Raw genomic sequence first — 17,903 nt, forward strand, 5'->3', positions numbered from 1 at the left:
TCATCTTTTGAAAAAACCTAATCGCCTTTTACTATGTCTTTAATTGCGAAAGATTTCGTCCCGGAAAAAACTAAGGGAGGAATGTTCAAATCAGGAAAAATGCAAACATTTCAGGAGGTTCTGGATAATGCCAATTCCTGGATTGCCGAAAACCCACAGTATAAAGTGGTCAATGTAGAAACAGTGGTACTTCCCAACATACACGAAAAAGATGAAGATGGGAGCACCGACACTGAACTCTGGACAGGGGGAGAATCCAGCTCCAATTGGTATCAGCTGGTTCGCGTGTGGTACAAAGACAATTAAATTTCTTTACGTAACACTTCTAGTGGACTCTGGCGGATGACGTCTCTACTGTTCATCAAACCAATTAGAACCGTCATTGATGTTACTGCCAGAGTTACCCAAATCATCTGTATGATGTTCGGAATAAATACGAACTCAAATACAAACTTGCCTAAGAGCGTCGTTAGAATTGTTGCAATTAAAAGCCCTGACAAAGCACCTAATCCGCCCAGAAAGAAATACTCTGCAATGATGATCTTCCAAAGTTTGGTGCTAGAAGCTCCCAGAGTTCTCAACAGTACGTTTTCACGCATGCGTTGAAACCTGCTCAATACGATAGAGCTAATCAACATGATCACTCCTGTTCCGATGCTAAAGAACGCCATAAACCGGATCACAAAAGCAATTTTACCCAGAATATCCTCTAGTGTTTTTAGTATCAATTCTAGATCTATTATCGATACATTAGGATAACTACGTACCACCGCTTGCTGATACCTGGCAGACAATTCATTATTTTTTATACGAGTGATCAGCACGTGAAATTGAGGTGCTCGCTCCAAAACGCCTTCAGGAAAAAGTACAAGGAAATTCGTCTGAACTCTTCGCCAATCAATCTCCCGGAAACTTCCAATATAAGTTTTCACCAAGGCTCCCTGAACATTAAATAACATTTCATCGCCAATTTCCAATTCAAGACTTTCAGCGAATCCACTACTTATGGATATGAATATGCTATCTCCTGACTCATAATTACCGTTCCACAATCCTTCAGTTATCTTTTCAGAATCAATCAAACTATCGCGATAGGTCACCCGATATTCTCGGTCATACACCCAATCCCTAATATTCACAGTGGTGTCCGCAAGCGCTTCTCTTTTAGTAATTCCGTTAATTTCTTCTAGCCTCATCGTCACAATTGGTACTTCCTGTAGTACCGGAAGGTCATAATCCAACGTGAGTTGTTTTAGCTCTTCTTTTTGTGGAGTTTGAATATCAAACAAGACTGTATTTGGGCGATCGTTTTCACCTGTAATAGAGACTCGATCTACGAGTAAATCCTGCATGAAGAGCAGTGTGCCTATAAATGCCGTACCTAGTCCTAAAGTCGTTACTAAAAGTGACGTCTGATTGTGAGGCCGATATAAGTTGGATAGTCCCTGACGCCATACATAAGGAATACTATCAGGCATGACACGCTTGATCAAAAGCGCCAATCCTCTACCTATCAACCCTAGAATCAAAATGGTCAGCAATAGACCAACAGTAAAGACGGCAGCATCAGCCCAATCACCAATTTGTAAGTAAACCAGCGTTAAAAGGAACAAGAAAATAATTCCCCCAACGAGAACCTGTACTTTATCAATTCGCACTTTGCCATTTCCTATATCTGACCGAATAGCTTGCAAAGGACTAACTTTCCTTAGAGAAACCAGAGAGATTAATGCAAACAGGACTGAAACCACCACTCCAATGGCGATACCACTCAACACTGCCAACCAGGAAAAAGACGGTTCTAACTCAACCGGTATAAATTCGCGAACCAATATTGGTAAATAGACGTGAAGTCCTACTCCGACTAAAGCTCCTATTGCCGAACCAATAAAACCAAAAATCCCAACCTGTATCAAAAAAATACTGATGGCTTGCCCAGATTTCATTCCCAGACATCTGAGGGTAGCTACAATACCTATTTTCTCTTTTGTATAAACGTACATGGAACTAGCTACTCCAATACAACCTAGAAGAAGTGCTGTGAATGCTACTAGCTCCAGGAAGTTGGTTAAGTCACGAAACGCTCGACCCGTATCTTCTTTCCGCTCTTCAATATCATCTATGCTATAACCCTTCTTATCTGCAAACTCAACCAAATTGGACCATTTGCCTGTGGTATCTACATCCGCACTGAACTGGAAGTAATTCAAATAATTTACACGACTTCCTTTTTGCAAAAGATCCGTTTGATCAAGCTTATTGTAAGGGATATATACCACCGGCGCTGCGGTGGCACCAATATCTGTTTGTCCAGGAATCTTTTGTAGACGACCAATAATCTTAAACGTCTGCTGACCAACCTTAACCGAATCTCCCAACTCAACATTGTATTGAATCATGAGCTTTTCATCGACCAATGCCGACATTCCATTTTGAAACTCTCGCGAAGCCTCCTCTGGCACTGTCTCTATTTCACCATAATAAGGATATTTTCCTGATAATGCCCGAACCTGCGCTAATCGCGTACCGTCAGTACTGGGGAAATATACCATACTCGCAAAGTAGACCTCACGAGACATCTCTGGTGCCAGCTCATAAAATGCAAAAAGCAAACTGTCCGGTAACGGCTGATTTCCTTTCACTTCTACATCTGCACCGAGTAAAGTCTTGGCCTGATCGTCTATTTCCAGCAATAGATTTTCACGGAAGCTTGTGATGCCTACCATCGCGGCAATTCCTAGAGAAATCGATAGAATGAACAACATGAGCTTGCCTTTACTCTTACGGCTATCGCGCCATGCCATTTTGAGTGGCCAGGTTAAGGAATATTTGGTCGGTTGAATAGAAGTTCTTTTGTCCATGATTAGGTTTTAAGTTTCGTGCATTAGGCCCAGTCAGAGTAATCACCCTCTTTGTGAAAATTTCACGACACTATTTTTCCTCCTTTCAATTTCAAAATGCGGTCTGTTTTATGGGCTAATGCATCATCATGTGTCACAATAACCAGTGTTGTTCCTTGTTCTTTATTTATTTCAAAAAGCAAAGCCTCAATCGAATGACTGGTTTCTTCATCCAGATTACCAGTAGGCTCATCAGCAAACAATATTTTTGGTCGGTTAGCAAATGCTCGAGCTATAGCTACACGCTGCTGTTCTCCACCTGACAATTGGCTGGGATAATGATCATATCGATCGCCTAAACCGACTCTGCTCAAAAGTTCTTTAGCAAAAGCAGCGATATTTTTCTCCCCTCTTAGTTCCAATGGAACCATCACATTTTCAAGAGCAGTCAGCGTAGGTATTAACTGGAAGTTTTGAAAGATGAAGCCCACTTCCTGATTTCTCAATTGAGCCAACTCATCCTCAGTAAGCTTGTTCAACACAATATTGTCTAGAGATACAGAACCCTGGGAAGCACGATCCAATCCAGCACATAGGCCTAGAAGCGTCGTTTTACCACTTCCAGATGGCCCAATAATGGACATGCTTTTTCCTTCTTCCAGATCAAAGGAGATATTATCTAATACAGTGATTTCTCTTACTCCACTTTTAAAAGATTTAGTAAGTCCTGAAACTTCTAGTATTGCTGACATTCAATTTGAGTTTAAAACAGTTAAAACGGAAAGAACAAGATCATGTTTATGAATCCACCAGTCATTAACAAAATATTAAGATTCTAGTTGAATTGAATCACTGAAAACCAACGTCATGGTGAAAATTGGATAATTAGTCAAAAAGCAAATTTCGTTATCTAATGATTTTTGGCTTAATTTCGAGACTTGACCTTAATCAAATCTGACATTTAGGATCTTAGACACTACCGTATGGTAAGATATACAATATGTTTTTTGTTGCTCTCAACTGTTACTTTTTGGTCTTGTAATAATGCTCAAAAACAGCAAAAAGAGACTCCAGAAGTAACACAAACTGTTGAAGAACCAACAAAAGAAAATGATGCACCAGTTATTCTCTTTTTTGGAAACAGTATCACAGCAGGGTATCAGCTAGAAGTAAAAGAAGCTTTTCCAGCATTAATTCAAGACAGATTGGATTCTCTTGGTTACAACTACCGCGTGATCAATGCCGGATTGAGTGGAGAAACCACGGCTGCAGGATTGAATCGCATTGAATGGGTCCTTCAAACAATTCCTGAAATATTTGTCCTAGAACTTGGCGCCAATGATGGCTTGAGAGGACTTGATCTGGATAAAACTAAGAAAAATCTAGCAGGGATCATTGCTAAAGTACGAGAAGCAAACCCAGATGTAAAAGTAATCCTTGCCGGAATGGAAGTTCCTCCAAACCTTGGCAATGACTATACCACTAAGTTCAGAAACTTGTTCAAAGAACTTGCCTCAGAAGAGCATACCGAACTGATACCATTCTTACTGAACAATGTCGCAGGAATCTCAGAGTTAAACCTCAACGATGGCATACATCCTACACCAGAAGGCCATCAAATTGTTGCTGATAATGTTTGGCCAATCTTAAAACCATTACTAGATAAAGAACCGACTTCATGACTTTAGAAGAATTCTTCTCTACAGCCTCTGATTTTATCTGGGGAATGCCTTTGCTCATTTTGCTGTTAGGCGGTGGGCTGTTCTTCATGATCTATTCTCGTTTTTTACCATTTAGATATTTTGGACATGCCATCAACGTACTTCGTGGAAAATACGATGATCCGGATGATCCTGGAGACATCAATCACTTTCAGGCGTTATCCGGAGCATTAGCCGCAACCATTGGGATGGGTAATATCAGTGGGGTTGCTTTAGCAATATTCGCTGGCGGCCCCGGAGCTATTTTCTGGATGTGGGTAAGTGCCTTCTTTGGCATGGCTACCAAATTTTTCACTTGTACATTATCCGTGATGTACCGTGGTAAAGATTCAGAAGGTGAGCTACAAGGTGGACCGATGTATTATATCCGCGAAGGTCTTGGCAAGAATTGGATGCCGCTTGCTATCTTCTTTTCAGTAGTTGGCTTCTTTGGAGCAACTCCAGTGTTTCAAGCTAATCAAATGGTTGTTGTTATTCGAGACACCTTTTTAGAACCATACGGTCTGGCTTTCAAAGATCAGTTTTTCACCGACCTCACTGTAGGTTTGGTGATTGCCATATTGGTTGCTGCAGTAATTTTAGGAGGCATAAAACGAATCGGGAATGTGGCATCAAAGCTGGTTCCAGCTATGGTGATTCTTTACACGGCAAGTGTAGTAATCATCCTATTGATCAACTATTCTGAAATCATCCCTTCATTCATCTTCATTTTTGAAGATGCATTCTCAGCAAAAGCTGCCTTAGGAGGAGCTTTTGGTATGATCGTGATCGAAGGAGCCAAAAGAGCAGCATTCTCCAACGAAGCTGGAATTGGTACTGCACCTATGATGCACGGAGCGGCAAAAACAAAAGAACCAGTACGAGAAGGTTTGGTAGCCATGCTTGGCCCTGCCATAGATACACTCCTTATTTGTACCATGACCGGTCTGTGTATCATCATCACTGACGTATGGAGTTCTGGAGAAGCAAACGGAATCTTACTAACATCTAGTGCTTTTGCGAAAAGCTTACCTGGAGTAGGTCCATTTATCCTCTTAATCTGTGTAATCATATTCGCCATTACTACTGTATTTGGTCTGGCTTACTATGGTCAGAAATGTCTGTCATTCCTTATTGGTGCCAAATATGGGAAACTATTTAACTACTGGTATATAGCTTTGATTATTGTAGGCTCAGTGGCTAGTCTTAGTGTTGTTGTCAACATTGTTTTTGTGGCTTATGGCTTGATGTCAATCCCTACAATGATAGGAGCGATCTTTTTGGCTCCCAAAGTTGTTAAAGCATCAAAGGAATATTTTGGCAACGTAAGAGAATGATATCAATCAAATGTTCGTTACCATCTACCGTTACTACTAAATGACTCATCGAAATGAACTACCAATTTGTTTCGCAAGCATTAGTTTGTCTTATATTTACCTCCAATAAGGAATAGCTATGAGAATTATCATCGCAGGTGCAGGGGATTTAGGTTTCCATTTGGCTAAACTATTGGCCTTTGAAGAGCAAGACATCATCCTGATTGATCAAGACGCTGCAGTTCTGGAGCACGCATCCAATCACCTGGACGTTCATACTATCAAAGGAAGTAGTACTTCCATCACGATACTCGAAGAGGCCAACGTTTCCAAAGCGGACTTGTTGATAGCGGTAACTTCTATTGAAGAAACAAACCTAACAACAGCCATTATTGGAAAGAACTTAGGTGCCAAAAGAACTGTCGCGAGAATTTCCAACACAGAGTTTTTACATCAAAAAGACAAGTGTGATTTGAAGAATCTGGGAATTGATGAAATCATTTCACCAGAGTCTCTGGCAGCACGCGAGATTAAGCGATTGTTGAAACAATCTGCACTAACGGATACCTTTGAATTTGAGAAGGGGATGTTGTCTCTTGTAGGTATTACAGTAGATGAAAATTCTGAATTGAAAGACAAGTCGCTAACTGAGACTGCCTATCTCAATCCAGATCATGATTTCACTACGGTGGCCATCTTGCGCGAAAGCCAGACAATCATTCCTCATGGAGATAATAATTTTCAGCTAAACGATCACGCATATTTCATTACAGAACCTAGTGGTATCGATCGAGTAATGTCTCTTGCTGGAAAAGAGCGCATAGAGATCAAAAATGTAATGATCTTAGGAGGAAGTAAAGTAGGAATCAACACAGCTAAACAGCTGAGCAAGAAATACAACATCAAGCTAATCGAACAGGACAAAGACAAGTGTTTTACGTTAGCTGATGAATTAACCGACACCATGATTATCAATGGTGATGGTAGAGATATTGATCTTCTGAAAGAGGAGGGTATTGATAGAATGGATGCCGTAATTGCCGTGACAGGTAATTCAGAAACCAACATTATTTCCTGCCTTGTAGCAAAGAACAATGGTGTTAAAAAAACCATTGCAGCTGTAGAGAATATCGATTACATCCACTTATCTCAAAATATTGGAGTGGATACATTGATCAATAAAAAACTAATTGCTGCGAACTTTATTTTCAGGTATATTCGAAAAGGACAGGTATTGAACATCACCAGTATTCATGGTGTGGATGCCGAAATCCTGGAATTTGAGGTGCAACCTGACTCTAAAATTTTGCAACACGAATTAAGAAATCTAGACTTTCCAAGAACAGCCATCATCGGTGGTGTGATTCGTAAAGGAGTAGGCTATACCGTAAGAGGAAGCTTCAATTTCCAACCAAAAGATCGAGTGGTAGTACTATCTAAACCGGAATGCATCCATAAGGTGGAGGGTTTCTTCAACTAATATGCTTTTTAATTATCGCGTAATCGTCAATATTCTTGGAACCTTGTTGATGCTCAACGGGGCTTTTATGTTGACCTGCATTCCGTTCAGTTTATATTTTCAAGAAGGAGACATCTGGCCGATACTAGGATCTGCGCTCATTACCGGATCAGTTGGTAGTGGAATGTTCTTTTTCTCCCGAAAGAACCTCAACAAAGAAATCAAAAAGCGTGATGGATACATTGTTGTGACCTTTGGGTGGCTTTTCATGTCATTTTTTGGATCAATCCCCTATCTACTAAGTGGATCCATCCCAAATCTAACAGACGCATTCTTTGAAACATTAAGTGGTTTTTCTACCACTGGAGCGACCATTCTTACAGATATAGAATCCGTCAACAAAGGGATTCTTTTCTGGAGAAGTTTGACCCAATGGATTGGAGGAATGGGAATTATCGTATTGACGGTAGCTATTTTACCCATTTTGGGAATTGGAGGAATGCAGCTTTTTGTAGCGGAAGCACCAGGTATTTCGCCAGATAAACTTCAGCCAAGAATTAAAGAAACGGCCAAGCGTCTTTGGTTAATTTACCTTGGATTGACTTTTGTAGAAACGATCTTATTATGGGTGGGTGGAATGACATTTTACGATGCCATTAACCACAGTTTGACAACCATGGCTACGGGTGGTTTCTCCACTAAAAATGCCAGTATTGCCTATTACACGTCGCCGTACATCCAATATGTCATCATCATTTTCATGTTCCTTGCTGGAACAAACTTTACGATGACCTATTTCGCATTGCACAAGGACTTTAAGAAAGTACTTAGCAACGAAGAATTTAGAACGTATGCAGGATTCAGCATTGTCGCTAGTATTATCGTTGGGTTGGTGATCTTCTCTGTTGGTAATGAAAGTTTTGAAAAGTCCATTCGTGATGCGCTTTTCCAGGTGGTATCAGTAGTGACCACTACGGGATATATTACCGCTGATTATACCAGTTGGGCGCCATTCATTACCGCCCTCTTTTTCTTCATGATGTTCTTCGGTGCAAGTGCCGGATCTACAGCAGGCGGAGTAAAAATTGTAAGACATTTAATTCTGATTAAAAATAGTATCCTGGAAATTAAACGCCAGTTGCATCCTAATGCGGTAATCCCCGTTAGATTCAATGGCAAAGCGGTTTCCAGAGAGATTACCTACAACATTCTTGCTTTCATCATGATCTACATCTTCATTTTTGCATTCGGGTCTATGTTGATGGGAGTATTTGGTCATGATTTTGATACTGCGATTGGTTCCGTGGCAACTTGTCTAGGAAATATCGGTCCGGGTATTGGAGAAGTGGGACCTGTTGATAACTTTGCCGGAATATCTGCTCCAGGCAAATGGCTTCTGTCATTCTTAATGCTCCTGGGTAGACTGGAGTTGTTTACGGTGCTGATGTTGTTCACACCTTACTTTTGGAAAACACATTAATCAATGGAATTTATTCTTAATTTCCTTATCTGGAGTCCGGACCCTAACATCTTTGTGATTCCCGGAATAGATCATCCTGTGCGTTGGTATGGCCTGCTTTTCGCAGGTGGCTTTATCCTTTCACAGCAGGTGATGTTTTGGGTATTTAGAAGTGAAAACAGACCGGAAAAAGACGTAGAAAAACTCACCGTCTACATGGTTATTGCCGTGATTGTAGGCGCCAGATTAGGCCATTGTCTATTCTATAATCCAGGATATTACCTCTCCAATCCAGTTGAAATATTCAAAGTTTGGGAAGGTGGACTCGCTTCGCATGGTGGTGCCATTGGAATGATAGTCGCAATCTATATTTTCAGTAAGCGATATCCTCAGTACCCAATGCTTTGGATGCTTGACCGCTTAGTGATTGTTGCTGCGTTAACTGGTGCGATGATCCGTACTGGAAACTTCTTCAACAGTGAAATGGAAGGTACCATGACCAACTCCAATATGGGAGTGGTTTATGCACGCTACACTGAGGACCTTTTAAGATATGATGATCGTAAGGTAGATGACGTCACATTTTTAAAAGGAGGAGATATGCAAAGCTCTGAACCAGGGCTTCATCCAATTACGGCCAAGATTACCTATAACAGAGGAGTGCAACTTGGAGCCGAAGACAAAGACTTTTTTGAAAATAACCTGAGAAGTGCTCTACTAAGGTATACTGAGGTAGTGCAACATATTGACTTTGGCAAAGACCAGCCTTTGGCCTACAAGTTTTATGAGGAAGATGGAAGAGCAGTCGCTGAAATTTATGGACTAGGTATTTCTAGACATGTAGCTCAACTATATGAGGCATTCTACTGCCTTATTTTAATGGCACTAACTATGTGGATCTGGAAAGTTAAACGCTTCAAATTACCACAAGGCTTCAACTTCGCAGTTTTCATGATCATCCTTTGGTCAGCGCGCTTCATGGATGAGTTCTTCAAAATGAATCAAGAAGCTTTCGAAGAGAACCTTGTGCTTAATATGGGACAGATCTTAAGTATACCTGCTGCTCTATCCGGAGTGGTGATGCTAATTCTGTTTTTGAATAGCGGAAAGAAAACAATGAGTGGTGACCCAAGGTAATTACCTTTTGGTCACCTTAATATCTTCATTGATTATTCTGGACAGTTCTTTCAACTGACCTTTTTCAAATAGTGAAGGAATATCACCAAGTGAGGTACCAATAGGCACTTCATAGTTGATATAGTCCTGAAAGGTTATACCCATTCTATCTGATCGATTGTAAGCCTCTCTGAATCTTACACCACCACCGTTCGTCTGGTAATTATAAGCAAGATAGTCCAGCATCGAGGTTTGTTGATTGAACCAGTAGCGGTATTCGTCTGTGAAATCTGCTCCACCATCTCCTGCTCTGAACTGTACTTTAATCACATCATACTCAGCTCCCTCAATTCGTTGAGTTCCTTCATATGATTTGATGACTGCAGGATCATTTAATAAATATGGCAACTGAACAAAGTACAGTACTGAATTAACCGAATTACTGTATTTCGTCGCCATACTGTCAATAACCTCCGTTGTGTCACCATTTATCAGACGAGTAAATTTGGAGCTATTAACGAGCACATCTTCTACTAACTCCAAGGAGTCTACAAAAAGCCTTGTATACACATACTTTTCAGGAGTCCGATAAGCTGAATACCTTTTGTCTCTGAAATCGAATGAGATTTTAACCTGATCCAGTTTCGTCTGTCCATGTGCGGCAATGGCTTGATCTACCACTTGTTGTGCTTGCTCAGCACTATATTGACATGAGGCCAAGGAAAGGACCATCAAAATCACTGTTAACTTCTGCATGTCACCCTATACGAAAGAATTTATGTGTCGTTACACAAATTATATAAAGTTGAGATTAACGAATTTGTATGAAGATTAATTAATGTGAAATAACTACCAATATGTCCATTTTCTGACCGATCTAGCAAAAAAAGCATAGCTGTTCGCTTATTAGTTAAACAAAAATTAATCATACCCGTATTGATTACTTAAACATTTATTAATCATATGAATTTACAGCTCGGTACGCTTGAAGAAATGATTTTGATCATCCTACTGATGAAGGAGGAAACTTATGGAGTAGATATTGCCAAAGAATACCAAAAACAGCTAAACCAGTCCATTTCACTTCCTGCTATTCATGTGGTTCTTAAACGATTGGAAAACAAAGGCCTTGTAAACTCTAAAATGGGCGAACCAACAGCGGAGAGAGGTGGTAGGCGCAAACGCATCTACACAGCAACTAATAAGGGCTTTGAGGCAGCCAGGGATCTTCAACAAAAACGCACTGAAATGTGGAAAGTAATTCCAAAATTCAATTTTAGCGCATGATAAATCCTCCAAAATGGCCAGAAAGAGTGCTCTCCAGGTTTTGTAGACCTGATCTGGCAGATGAAATCATTGGGGATTTGCATGAAGCATTTATGTGGCGTGCAGAAACAGAAGGCGAACGCAAAGCAAGAAGAAAGTACGTGCTTGAAGCCATTGGTTCACTAAAACCATCTAATCTTAAATCAATCTACCAACTACGACTTAACAACATGATTTTTACCAACTACCTCAAAATTGCCTTTAGAAACCTCCAAAAGCGTAAGACCTTTTCGGCAATCAACATCTTCGGATTGGCTTCAGGAGTCGCTGCATTTATACTCATTTCACTATATGCTTTTCAGATTCTGATGCATGACAGCTTTTTCGAGAACAAGGATCAAATATATTTAGCTTATAAGGAGCGCATCACACCAGATGGTACGCAGCCCACCTATGATACGTGGGTACCCATGCGAAACAAACTCGTTGAGACGTATCCAGAAATCACCAATGGAACCAAAACATTTGCCGCAGAAGCCAAAGTGGTGAAAGGTTCCCAATTTATCAATGAGGAACTCCTTTACACTGATGAACACTTTTTTGAAGTATTTAATTTCAAACTGCTGCATGGCTCAGCAAGTAAACCATTTCAAGACAAGAGTTCTGTTATCTTAAGTAAGGAACTTGCTTTAAAACATTTTGGCAAAGAGAATGCTCTTGGAGAAGAGCTAGAGTTATATCTGCCTGAAGAAGATACAACCAAACGCTACCTGGTATCTGGAGTGATTGATGACTACCCTGCAAACATTTCGATTAGACCACAAATGGTTCTGCAAATGAGCTCTATTCCTGCGTATCCAGACTTTGTTAACAACTGGGGAAGTTCATTTATTGAAACTTTTATAGTAAGCCGATCAAATCCAGAGGAATTGGAAGCTGCATTTCCAGATCTTGTAGAAAGTCTATGGGACAAAGAAGCACGAAACAACACCAATTTTAAGCTATTACCTTATTCTGAATACTACAACACCTTTCTTGGAGATCAATCAACTGCTTCAACTCTGCTCTACATCGGATTGGGCATACTACTTATTGCCATTATCAATTTCATGAATCTATCAACTGCACATGCATCTCAGCGATCTAAAGAAATTGGATTGAGAAAAGTGCTTGGCGCCTATCAAGGTCAGTTAAAAACGCAATTCATGGCTGAAGCTACGGTCATGTCAACTATCGCCACTTTGATAGGAGTAACTATTGTACTCATCACATTGCCCTATTTCAATCATTTGTTTGATGTAGCTATCTCCATTGACCTACTTGGTTGGACTCCTTTCGCAGGAGGCATTGCAGTTTTGATTGTTCTTCTTGCCGTTTTAAGTGGAAGTTATCCAGCATTCTATCTATCATCTATTCGCGTCTTGGATGTACTGAAACAACGATTGAGTTTTGGAAAATCTGCCAACCTTAGAAATGTTCTAGTTATCGTTCAATTCACAATAGCTGTCATTCTGATTAGTGCCACTCTGCTAGTAAAAAATCAAATCATGTACATGTCTGACAAAAACATGGGTTTTGACTCAGAAGAAACGCTAATCATAAGTGCTTCCGCAAGAGATTTCACAAACAGAGAAGAAGGCATTACGCGGTTAAACACATTTAAAAATGAGCTTAAGAACAAATCGTATATCAAAGATCTTTCTATCAGCAGATCTGTACCTACTGAATGGTCTCGTAGTTTCACATTTGTCAAACCTGATGGGTGGAACGGCAATCCACTACGCATGAGTTACACCTATGTAGATGCCAACTTCCTGGACACCTATGGCATTACTTTAAAAAGCGGGAACTCGTTCCTTGCTGACTCTGAAGGCGATCAACGCACCTCAGTCATTCTCAACGAAGCAGCGATGAAAGCTTTTGAATTTGAGACAGATGCAAACAACGTGATCAAGATCGGAGATCACCGCATTAATGTGATTGGTATTGTCGAAGACTTTCACTTTGAGTCTCTCCAAAATAAAATAGAACCTACACTCATTTTCCATCGAACTGCACAACATCCAGTACATCGATTTATCAGTTGCAAAATTGACATGACCAATATCGATTCGGAGCTGAGTGAGATCGCAGACATGTGGTCCGAGCTGGGAGCCACTACCAATTTCAATTACACTTTTTTGGATGACAGAATCAAACAGCTCTATGAGTCGGAAGCGCGTTTTCTTGGATTGATATCGCTCTTCTCTGTAATATCAATCATCATTGCTTGTATGGGGTTGTATGGATTAACACTGTTCATTATTCAAAAACGTCAAAAAGAGCTAAGTATCCGAAAAGTGCTAGGAGCCGAAATATCCGGGTTATTGCAATTGATTTTCAAAGAGTTTGCCCTTTGGATAGGAGCAGCATTCATCATTGGTGTGCCATTGGTAGTCTATTTTATCAATCAGTGGGTCTCTGATTTTTATTACCAATCCGAATTCTCCTGGTTCACGATAGTGGAGACATTAATTATCATGTGTGCACTGGTCATTCTGACAGTGGGCTACCAATCGTTGAAAGCAACAAAAGCAAATCCCGTGAATTATTTGAAGGACGAATAGCCAATATTTCCATAGCTTTTTTATTACTTCACAGGTAGATGAAAAAGCTATGGATACTTGTGTTGTCTTTGGTACTAGGATGTGATCAGCTTACCAAAGAATCGGATCAATTATTACCTCCTCAGGAGACCCCTCCTTCTTACTTAAGTTTTCGGGTTGAGTTTCCGATTAAGGAATTGCAAACTGGAGTTAACAGAGTGCTTCCAGAAACACTCTTTGACGATGCTGTTGCCTTGAAAGATGACAAAGACACGCTCTTTCTTAAGGTTGTTCGAAAAGGAGAGCTGTCTCTTAACATGAAAGGCAATGAAGTATTTGCCTCTATTCCGCTGGATGTAGAGGCTGCCATTAAGAAGAAGGTTTTGGGAATAACTTTCTCAAATGAGGACAGTCCCATAGCATTTTCTGGCACTCTAAGAGCATCTGCTCAAGTCGGCCTTAATAATAATTGGGACATGGAGTTAGCTTGTCAATATCGCAGCTTTGATCTGGAAGGAATGGATGAGTTTTCCATTATGGGCATCTCCTTTAATGTACAAAAAGCCGTTGAAAATGCTATTGAATCTCATACAGATGATTTATCCAATGTGATATGTCAGGCCGTTCAAAGTGCCTTTAATTTCAGAGATATTCTTAGCAATGTCTATTCAGAAATTCAATCTCCTTTGCGAGTGGCACAAGATCCACTACCACTTTATTTGTATACCAATCCTTCAGCGCTAAACGGAGAACTTTTAACCAATAAAAGAGACACCCTTTCACTTCATGTAGAATACCGTTCGGATATTCAGCTTTCGCCTAACGTAAAATCGGTAAAGCCTAACGCTCTCCCAGTTAGAAAAAACCCATTAAATACGGACAATAGATTGATGCTATATCCAGATGTGAGAATATCTTACTCAGATCTTTCTTCATTGCTCTCCAAAACATTGTCTGGAAAGTCCTTTGAATATGAAGGATACGAAATCAATATCGAGTCTGCAGATGTGAAGCCCTCTGGTCAACGATTACAGATAGACCTGACTGTTTCAGGTGATGTAAAGGGCAAAGTGAAGGTCAGCGGTGTTCCGGTTTTGAATACTGATCGATCGATGAGTTTGTCTGAATTTAAGTATGAAATCAAATCAGATGATAACTTGTTGAACATGGCCGACTGGTTATCACATCAATTCATAGAAGAATACCTTTCCTCTCAAGTACAAATTGACACAAAACCATTTTTTGAGAAGTTGGATGAGCTTATTGTAAAAGGAATTGCCAGCACTCCAATCAAGCATAAACTAGGAGTGAGGGTCAAGTTTGACAACATTCAAACCTATCAGTTCAGATGTACTGAAGAGTTTATTCAATGGATATTTGTGGTGGAGGGATCCTCTCAGTTAACTCTTAAAAATGGGTTATTCCAATAGAAATTAGGAGTAATGCCTAATTTTTCGATTTACGAAATTGACCTATAAATAAAACTAATTGATGAATGATATTTGAATCAATAGAAAATCAATCGGCGGATTTTCTATAGCTAAAAATAGTATAATGGGGTTCAGATTGGTTAAGTTAGATCCCCTTCCTCAAGCGGTTTGACTAAGGCCTCCTCTACAAGCAAGGAGGCTTTTTTATAGTTCTTCAAAACAGTTGATAAACGCAGGTACCGCATATCCTGCATCGGTCAAATAACAGGAATTACTCAATTCTGCTGATTCAAATCCAAATAGAAGAGTAAACCCTACGTAGTAGTCATCTTCTTTCGGGGTTTCCAAACTTACACCGGAAGCTGCCCTAACTGGGATTATCCAAACAGGCAAGGAGTCTACAGAATCTTCTAATATTATCCATCGATCATCCCAAATACCTTTACCACATGGATTGATGATGATGTCTGCCCCAAGTCCACACTGCTCACCCTGAATGATGTTTGCCAATTTTGGATTTACGCTGATATCCCTGCCGTTACTTTCATTTACAATTCTAATGATCGTAGAATCTGCTATACTCTGGTTAAAAATTTCATTGATACTTAAATTGAGCGTATCTCTCACAGTAGCATCACAGTCATCCCCATTGCCATGATGCGCGAGAAAAAATCGCTCCTGTCCTGCAGTTTCCCAATTAGTATCCCACCACGTATAGAAACTGTGTTCATTACATCCTCCAGAGTATTCAACTATGACATTCCAACTACTCCTATTTTTAGGAGTTACGGCAATGATATTGAACGGATCATTAGAAATACCCAAATCGTCAAATTCACCATCCAGGTAACTCAATCGGTTTACGATATAACTATCAGTAGCTTCTAAAGCTGTATCCAGACAGCTGGAGAGGACAAACCCACAAAATAATAATAAAAGGTTGGTATACTTCATTCTATTGACAAAGACACTCAGTGTGTCAATAGGGTTTAAACAGAACAAAGAAAATCGAAATAATTGAGAAAAAGCAAGAACCGAGGAGTTTGAAACATAATGCTTAGTTATACATTTATCACCTCGGTTCTCTTGAAACGACTCACGCCATTTTGACAAGAGAACAATCTATGTTTGTGAAACCCTTATTTATACAAAAAGCCGAGGGGGTTGAAACATAATGCGGTTTGACATATATACCCTCGGCTAATCAATCTGATCACTAGCAAGATATGGCATGGTGCTCATTTATACAAGTAGGCTCTTGAAATCCTTATTCTTTTCAAAATACGCCGTTGCAAACTCACATGACGATTTGATTTTTAAATGTTGTTCAATGGCAAAATTGATAACTGCTTCTACTAAAGCGCTGCCTACTCCTAATCCTCTGGACTCGGTAGGTACAGAAGTGGATATAATTTCGATATATTGGTCTCCATGTCTTTTATAATGCATCTCTGCATTTCCAGATCGTACTTTGATAAACAACACTTTCCCAATTAGATCATGTTGTACTCTTAAATTTGACTTAGTAATACTCATAAGATGATGTTTTCCAAAAAAGCCCACCGATTATAGTCAATCGATGGGCCAGGTGTATGAAAGGGAATAAATTCTTAAAGCTGGTAACCCTTAATCATATGTAAGGATTACGATCCAAGGTCAATTCTGATAGAAATATCAGTGTTGGAGTTCGCTTCTACTCCTAAGATATCCAATACTACGTCCAAAGAACCTCCAACTGCCAATTCGGTTTGAATCAATGAAGTAAACTCATATTCTTCTTCCTCTGATTCCAAAGCGTCTTTTTCAAATACGCCAATTACCATTTCATAATCTGATTCTTCCATGAAGGCAAGTGTAAACGTACCATCATCAGCAACAACTGCACTGTTAATAGAGTTCTCAAATCTACCTTCTAGTCCAGACCCATCTTGATCTTCCTTTTCCGCATCATTAAACATACCATCTGTATAGGCATAAACTACAAGTTTGCCCTCTACTCCAGTAGCCTCCATTTGGCTTTTCATTTCCTCATAGTTTTCTACTGTACCTGTAATGGTACCCGATACGTTTGCATTTACAAGTCTAGCAGTTGATCTCAACATAAACTCACCTTCTGTAGTCGTTTCAACAAACGCCTTTCTCAAGTCCACATCGGCAACTAGATCTGTTTGAGACTCTGCCATCACTTCAAAGTCACCCATAATTTCATACTCATTGGTATTACTCTCAAGGTCCACATTTGAAGTAGTATTATCGGTAAATTGGACATATGCTGGCTGATCTTCATCTAAAATAAATGTAATATTAGAATAAGTACCTGCATTCAATTCCAGATTTCCCATATCATAAGTTCTTCCGTTTTGATAAGCCATCAGGTTAAATTCCTGAGTTGCATCAAACATCACAGTAGCGTCATTTGCATCGTCATCTCCATCCACTTCTATACCCTTCACATTCAAGAAAACGCCTGTTACATTTTCCGCATCTACTGCCGCATCTGTAGCAGCTACATTTACTGTTCCTTTCGAGTTGGTATTTTGTGGCTCTTCCACATCATCATTAGAATCGCATGACGTAAAAGCCATTGCTGTGCAAACACTGGCTACCGCTAAGAAATTAAGTTTTGTCCTTTTCATAATGTATTCAATTTTTAGTTCGAATAGCCTTAGTGCCAGCTTCATGCCAAGAAACCATGGAAATAACCTAAGTCACTGAATCTCAATCCAAAATAG

15 protein-coding genes are annotated in these 17,903 nt (G+C 39.9%); 9 read left to right on the top strand and 6 right to left on the bottom strand.

Annotated elements, in window-relative coordinates; translation table 11 throughout:
- Window positions 1-33 precede the first annotated feature (33 nt).
- The gene (locus NXS00_RS12225; RefSeq protein ID WP_258099490.1) at window positions 34-306 is read left to right on the top strand and encodes a hypothetical protein; all 273 of its coding nucleotides are present in this window, start codon (window positions 34-36) and stop codon (window positions 304-306) included.
- Here NXS00_RS12225 and NXS00_RS12230 read toward each other — a convergent pair.
- Both NXS00_RS12230 and NXS00_RS12235 read right to left on the bottom strand, forming a co-directional pair.
- Window positions 303-2,861: an ABC transporter permease gene (locus NXS00_RS12230; protein WP_258099491.1), complete on the bottom strand. Its 2,559-nt coding sequence runs from the start codon at window positions 2,859-2,861 to the stop codon at window positions 303-305. The two genes, NXS00_RS12225 and NXS00_RS12230, sit on opposite strands and share 4 nt — an antisense overlap.
- Before the next feature lie 62 nt (window positions 2,862-2,923).
- Window positions 2,924-3,592 (bottom strand): ABC transporter ATP-binding protein, encoded by a 669-nt coding sequence (locus NXS00_RS12235; protein ID WP_258099492.1) that lies wholly within the window; start codon window positions 3,590-3,592, stop codon window positions 2,924-2,926.
- 231 nt (window positions 3,593-3,823) lie between these two features.
- On the opposite strand from NXS00_RS12235, the gene NXS00_RS12240 reads away from it, so the two are divergent.
- The 5 genes from NXS00_RS12240 to NXS00_RS12260 all read left to right on the top strand — a co-directional run bounded on the left by NXS00_RS12240 (window position 3,824) and on the right by NXS00_RS12260 (window position 9,911).
- Window positions 3,824-4,522, top strand: a complete 699-nt coding sequence (locus NXS00_RS12240; protein WP_258099493.1) for an arylesterase — start codon at window positions 3,824-3,826, stop codon at window positions 4,520-4,522.
- Window positions 4,519-5,877 (top strand): alanine/glycine:cation symporter family protein, encoded by a 1,359-nt coding sequence (locus tag NXS00_RS12245; protein WP_258099494.1) that lies wholly within the window; start codon window positions 4,519-4,521, stop codon window positions 5,875-5,877. The genes NXS00_RS12240 and NXS00_RS12245 overlap by 4 nt, the downstream gene beginning before the upstream one ends.
- 118 nt (window positions 5,878-5,995) lie before the next feature.
- Complete coding sequence (gene trkA, locus NXS00_RS12250) at window positions 5,996-7,336, top strand: Trk system potassium transporter TrkA (protein ID WP_258099495.1); 1,341 nt, start codon at window positions 5,996-5,998, stop codon at window positions 7,334-7,336.
- A 1-nt stretch (window position 7,337) separates the two neighbouring features.
- Complete coding sequence (locus NXS00_RS12255) at window positions 7,338-8,795, top strand: TrkH family potassium uptake protein (protein WP_258099496.1); 1,458 nt, start codon at window positions 7,338-7,340, stop codon at window positions 8,793-8,795.
- 3 nt (window positions 8,796-8,798) lie between these two features.
- Window positions 8,799-9,911 carry a prolipoprotein diacylglyceryl transferase gene (locus tag NXS00_RS12260; protein WP_258099497.1) on the top strand — a complete coding sequence of 371 codons (1,113 nt, stop codon included), beginning with the start codon at window positions 8,799-8,801 and terminating at the stop codon, window positions 9,909-9,911.
- Here the strand turns inward: NXS00_RS12260 and NXS00_RS12265 are convergent, their stop codons facing one another.
- Entirely contained in the window at window positions 9,912-10,646 is a 735-nt protein-coding gene (locus NXS00_RS12265; RefSeq protein ID WP_258099498.1) for a DUF6503 family protein, read from the bottom strand.
- 207 nt (window positions 10,647-10,853) lie between these two features.
- Here NXS00_RS12265 and NXS00_RS12270 point away from each other — a divergent pair, with 207 nt between their 5' ends.
- The 3 genes from NXS00_RS12270 to NXS00_RS12280 are packed head-to-tail and all read left to right on the top strand — an operon-like array spanning window position 10,854 to window position 15,171.
- Window positions 10,854-11,177: a PadR family transcriptional regulator gene (locus NXS00_RS12270; RefSeq protein WP_258099499.1), complete on the top strand. Its 324-nt coding sequence runs from the start codon at window positions 10,854-10,856 to the stop codon at window positions 11,175-11,177.
- Window positions 11,174-13,762, top strand: coding sequence for an FtsX-like permease family protein (locus NXS00_RS12275; protein WP_258099500.1), 2,589 nt, complete (start codon window positions 11,174-11,176; stop codon window positions 13,760-13,762). The genes NXS00_RS12270 and NXS00_RS12275 overlap by 4 nt, the downstream gene beginning before the upstream one ends.
- A gap of 38 nt (window positions 13,763-13,800) precedes the next feature.
- The gene (locus NXS00_RS12280; protein ID WP_258099501.1) at window positions 13,801-15,171 is read left to right on the top strand and encodes a DUF4403 family protein; all 1,371 of its coding nucleotides are present in this window, start codon (window positions 13,801-13,803) and stop codon (window positions 15,169-15,171) included.
- A 204-nt stretch (window positions 15,172-15,375) separates the two neighbouring features.
- Here the strand turns inward: NXS00_RS12280 and NXS00_RS12285 are convergent, their stop codons facing one another.
- The 3 genes from NXS00_RS12285 to NXS00_RS12295 all read right to left on the bottom strand — a co-directional run bounded on the left by NXS00_RS12285 (window position 15,376) and on the right by NXS00_RS12295 (window position 17,807).
- A complete protein-coding gene (locus tag NXS00_RS12285) occupies window positions 15,376-16,125 on the bottom strand; it encodes a hypothetical protein (protein ID WP_258099502.1) in 750 nt (249 codons plus the stop codon).
- A gap of 288 nt (window positions 16,126-16,413) precedes the next feature.
- Entirely contained in the window at window positions 16,414-16,707 is a 294-nt protein-coding gene (locus tag NXS00_RS12290; RefSeq protein WP_258099503.1) for a GNAT family N-acetyltransferase, read from the bottom strand.
- 107 nt (window positions 16,708-16,814) lie between these two features.
- Window positions 16,815-17,807: a DUF4382 domain-containing protein gene (locus tag NXS00_RS12295; protein WP_258099504.1), complete on the bottom strand. Its 993-nt coding sequence runs from the start codon at window positions 17,805-17,807 to the stop codon at window positions 16,815-16,817.
- Window positions 17,808-17,903 lie beyond the last annotated feature (96 nt).

The organism is Marinoscillum pacificum, assembly GCF_024714495.1.
GTDB classification, from domain to species: domain Bacteria; phylum Bacteroidota; class Bacteroidia; order Cytophagales; family Cyclobacteriaceae; genus Marinoscillum; species Marinoscillum pacificum.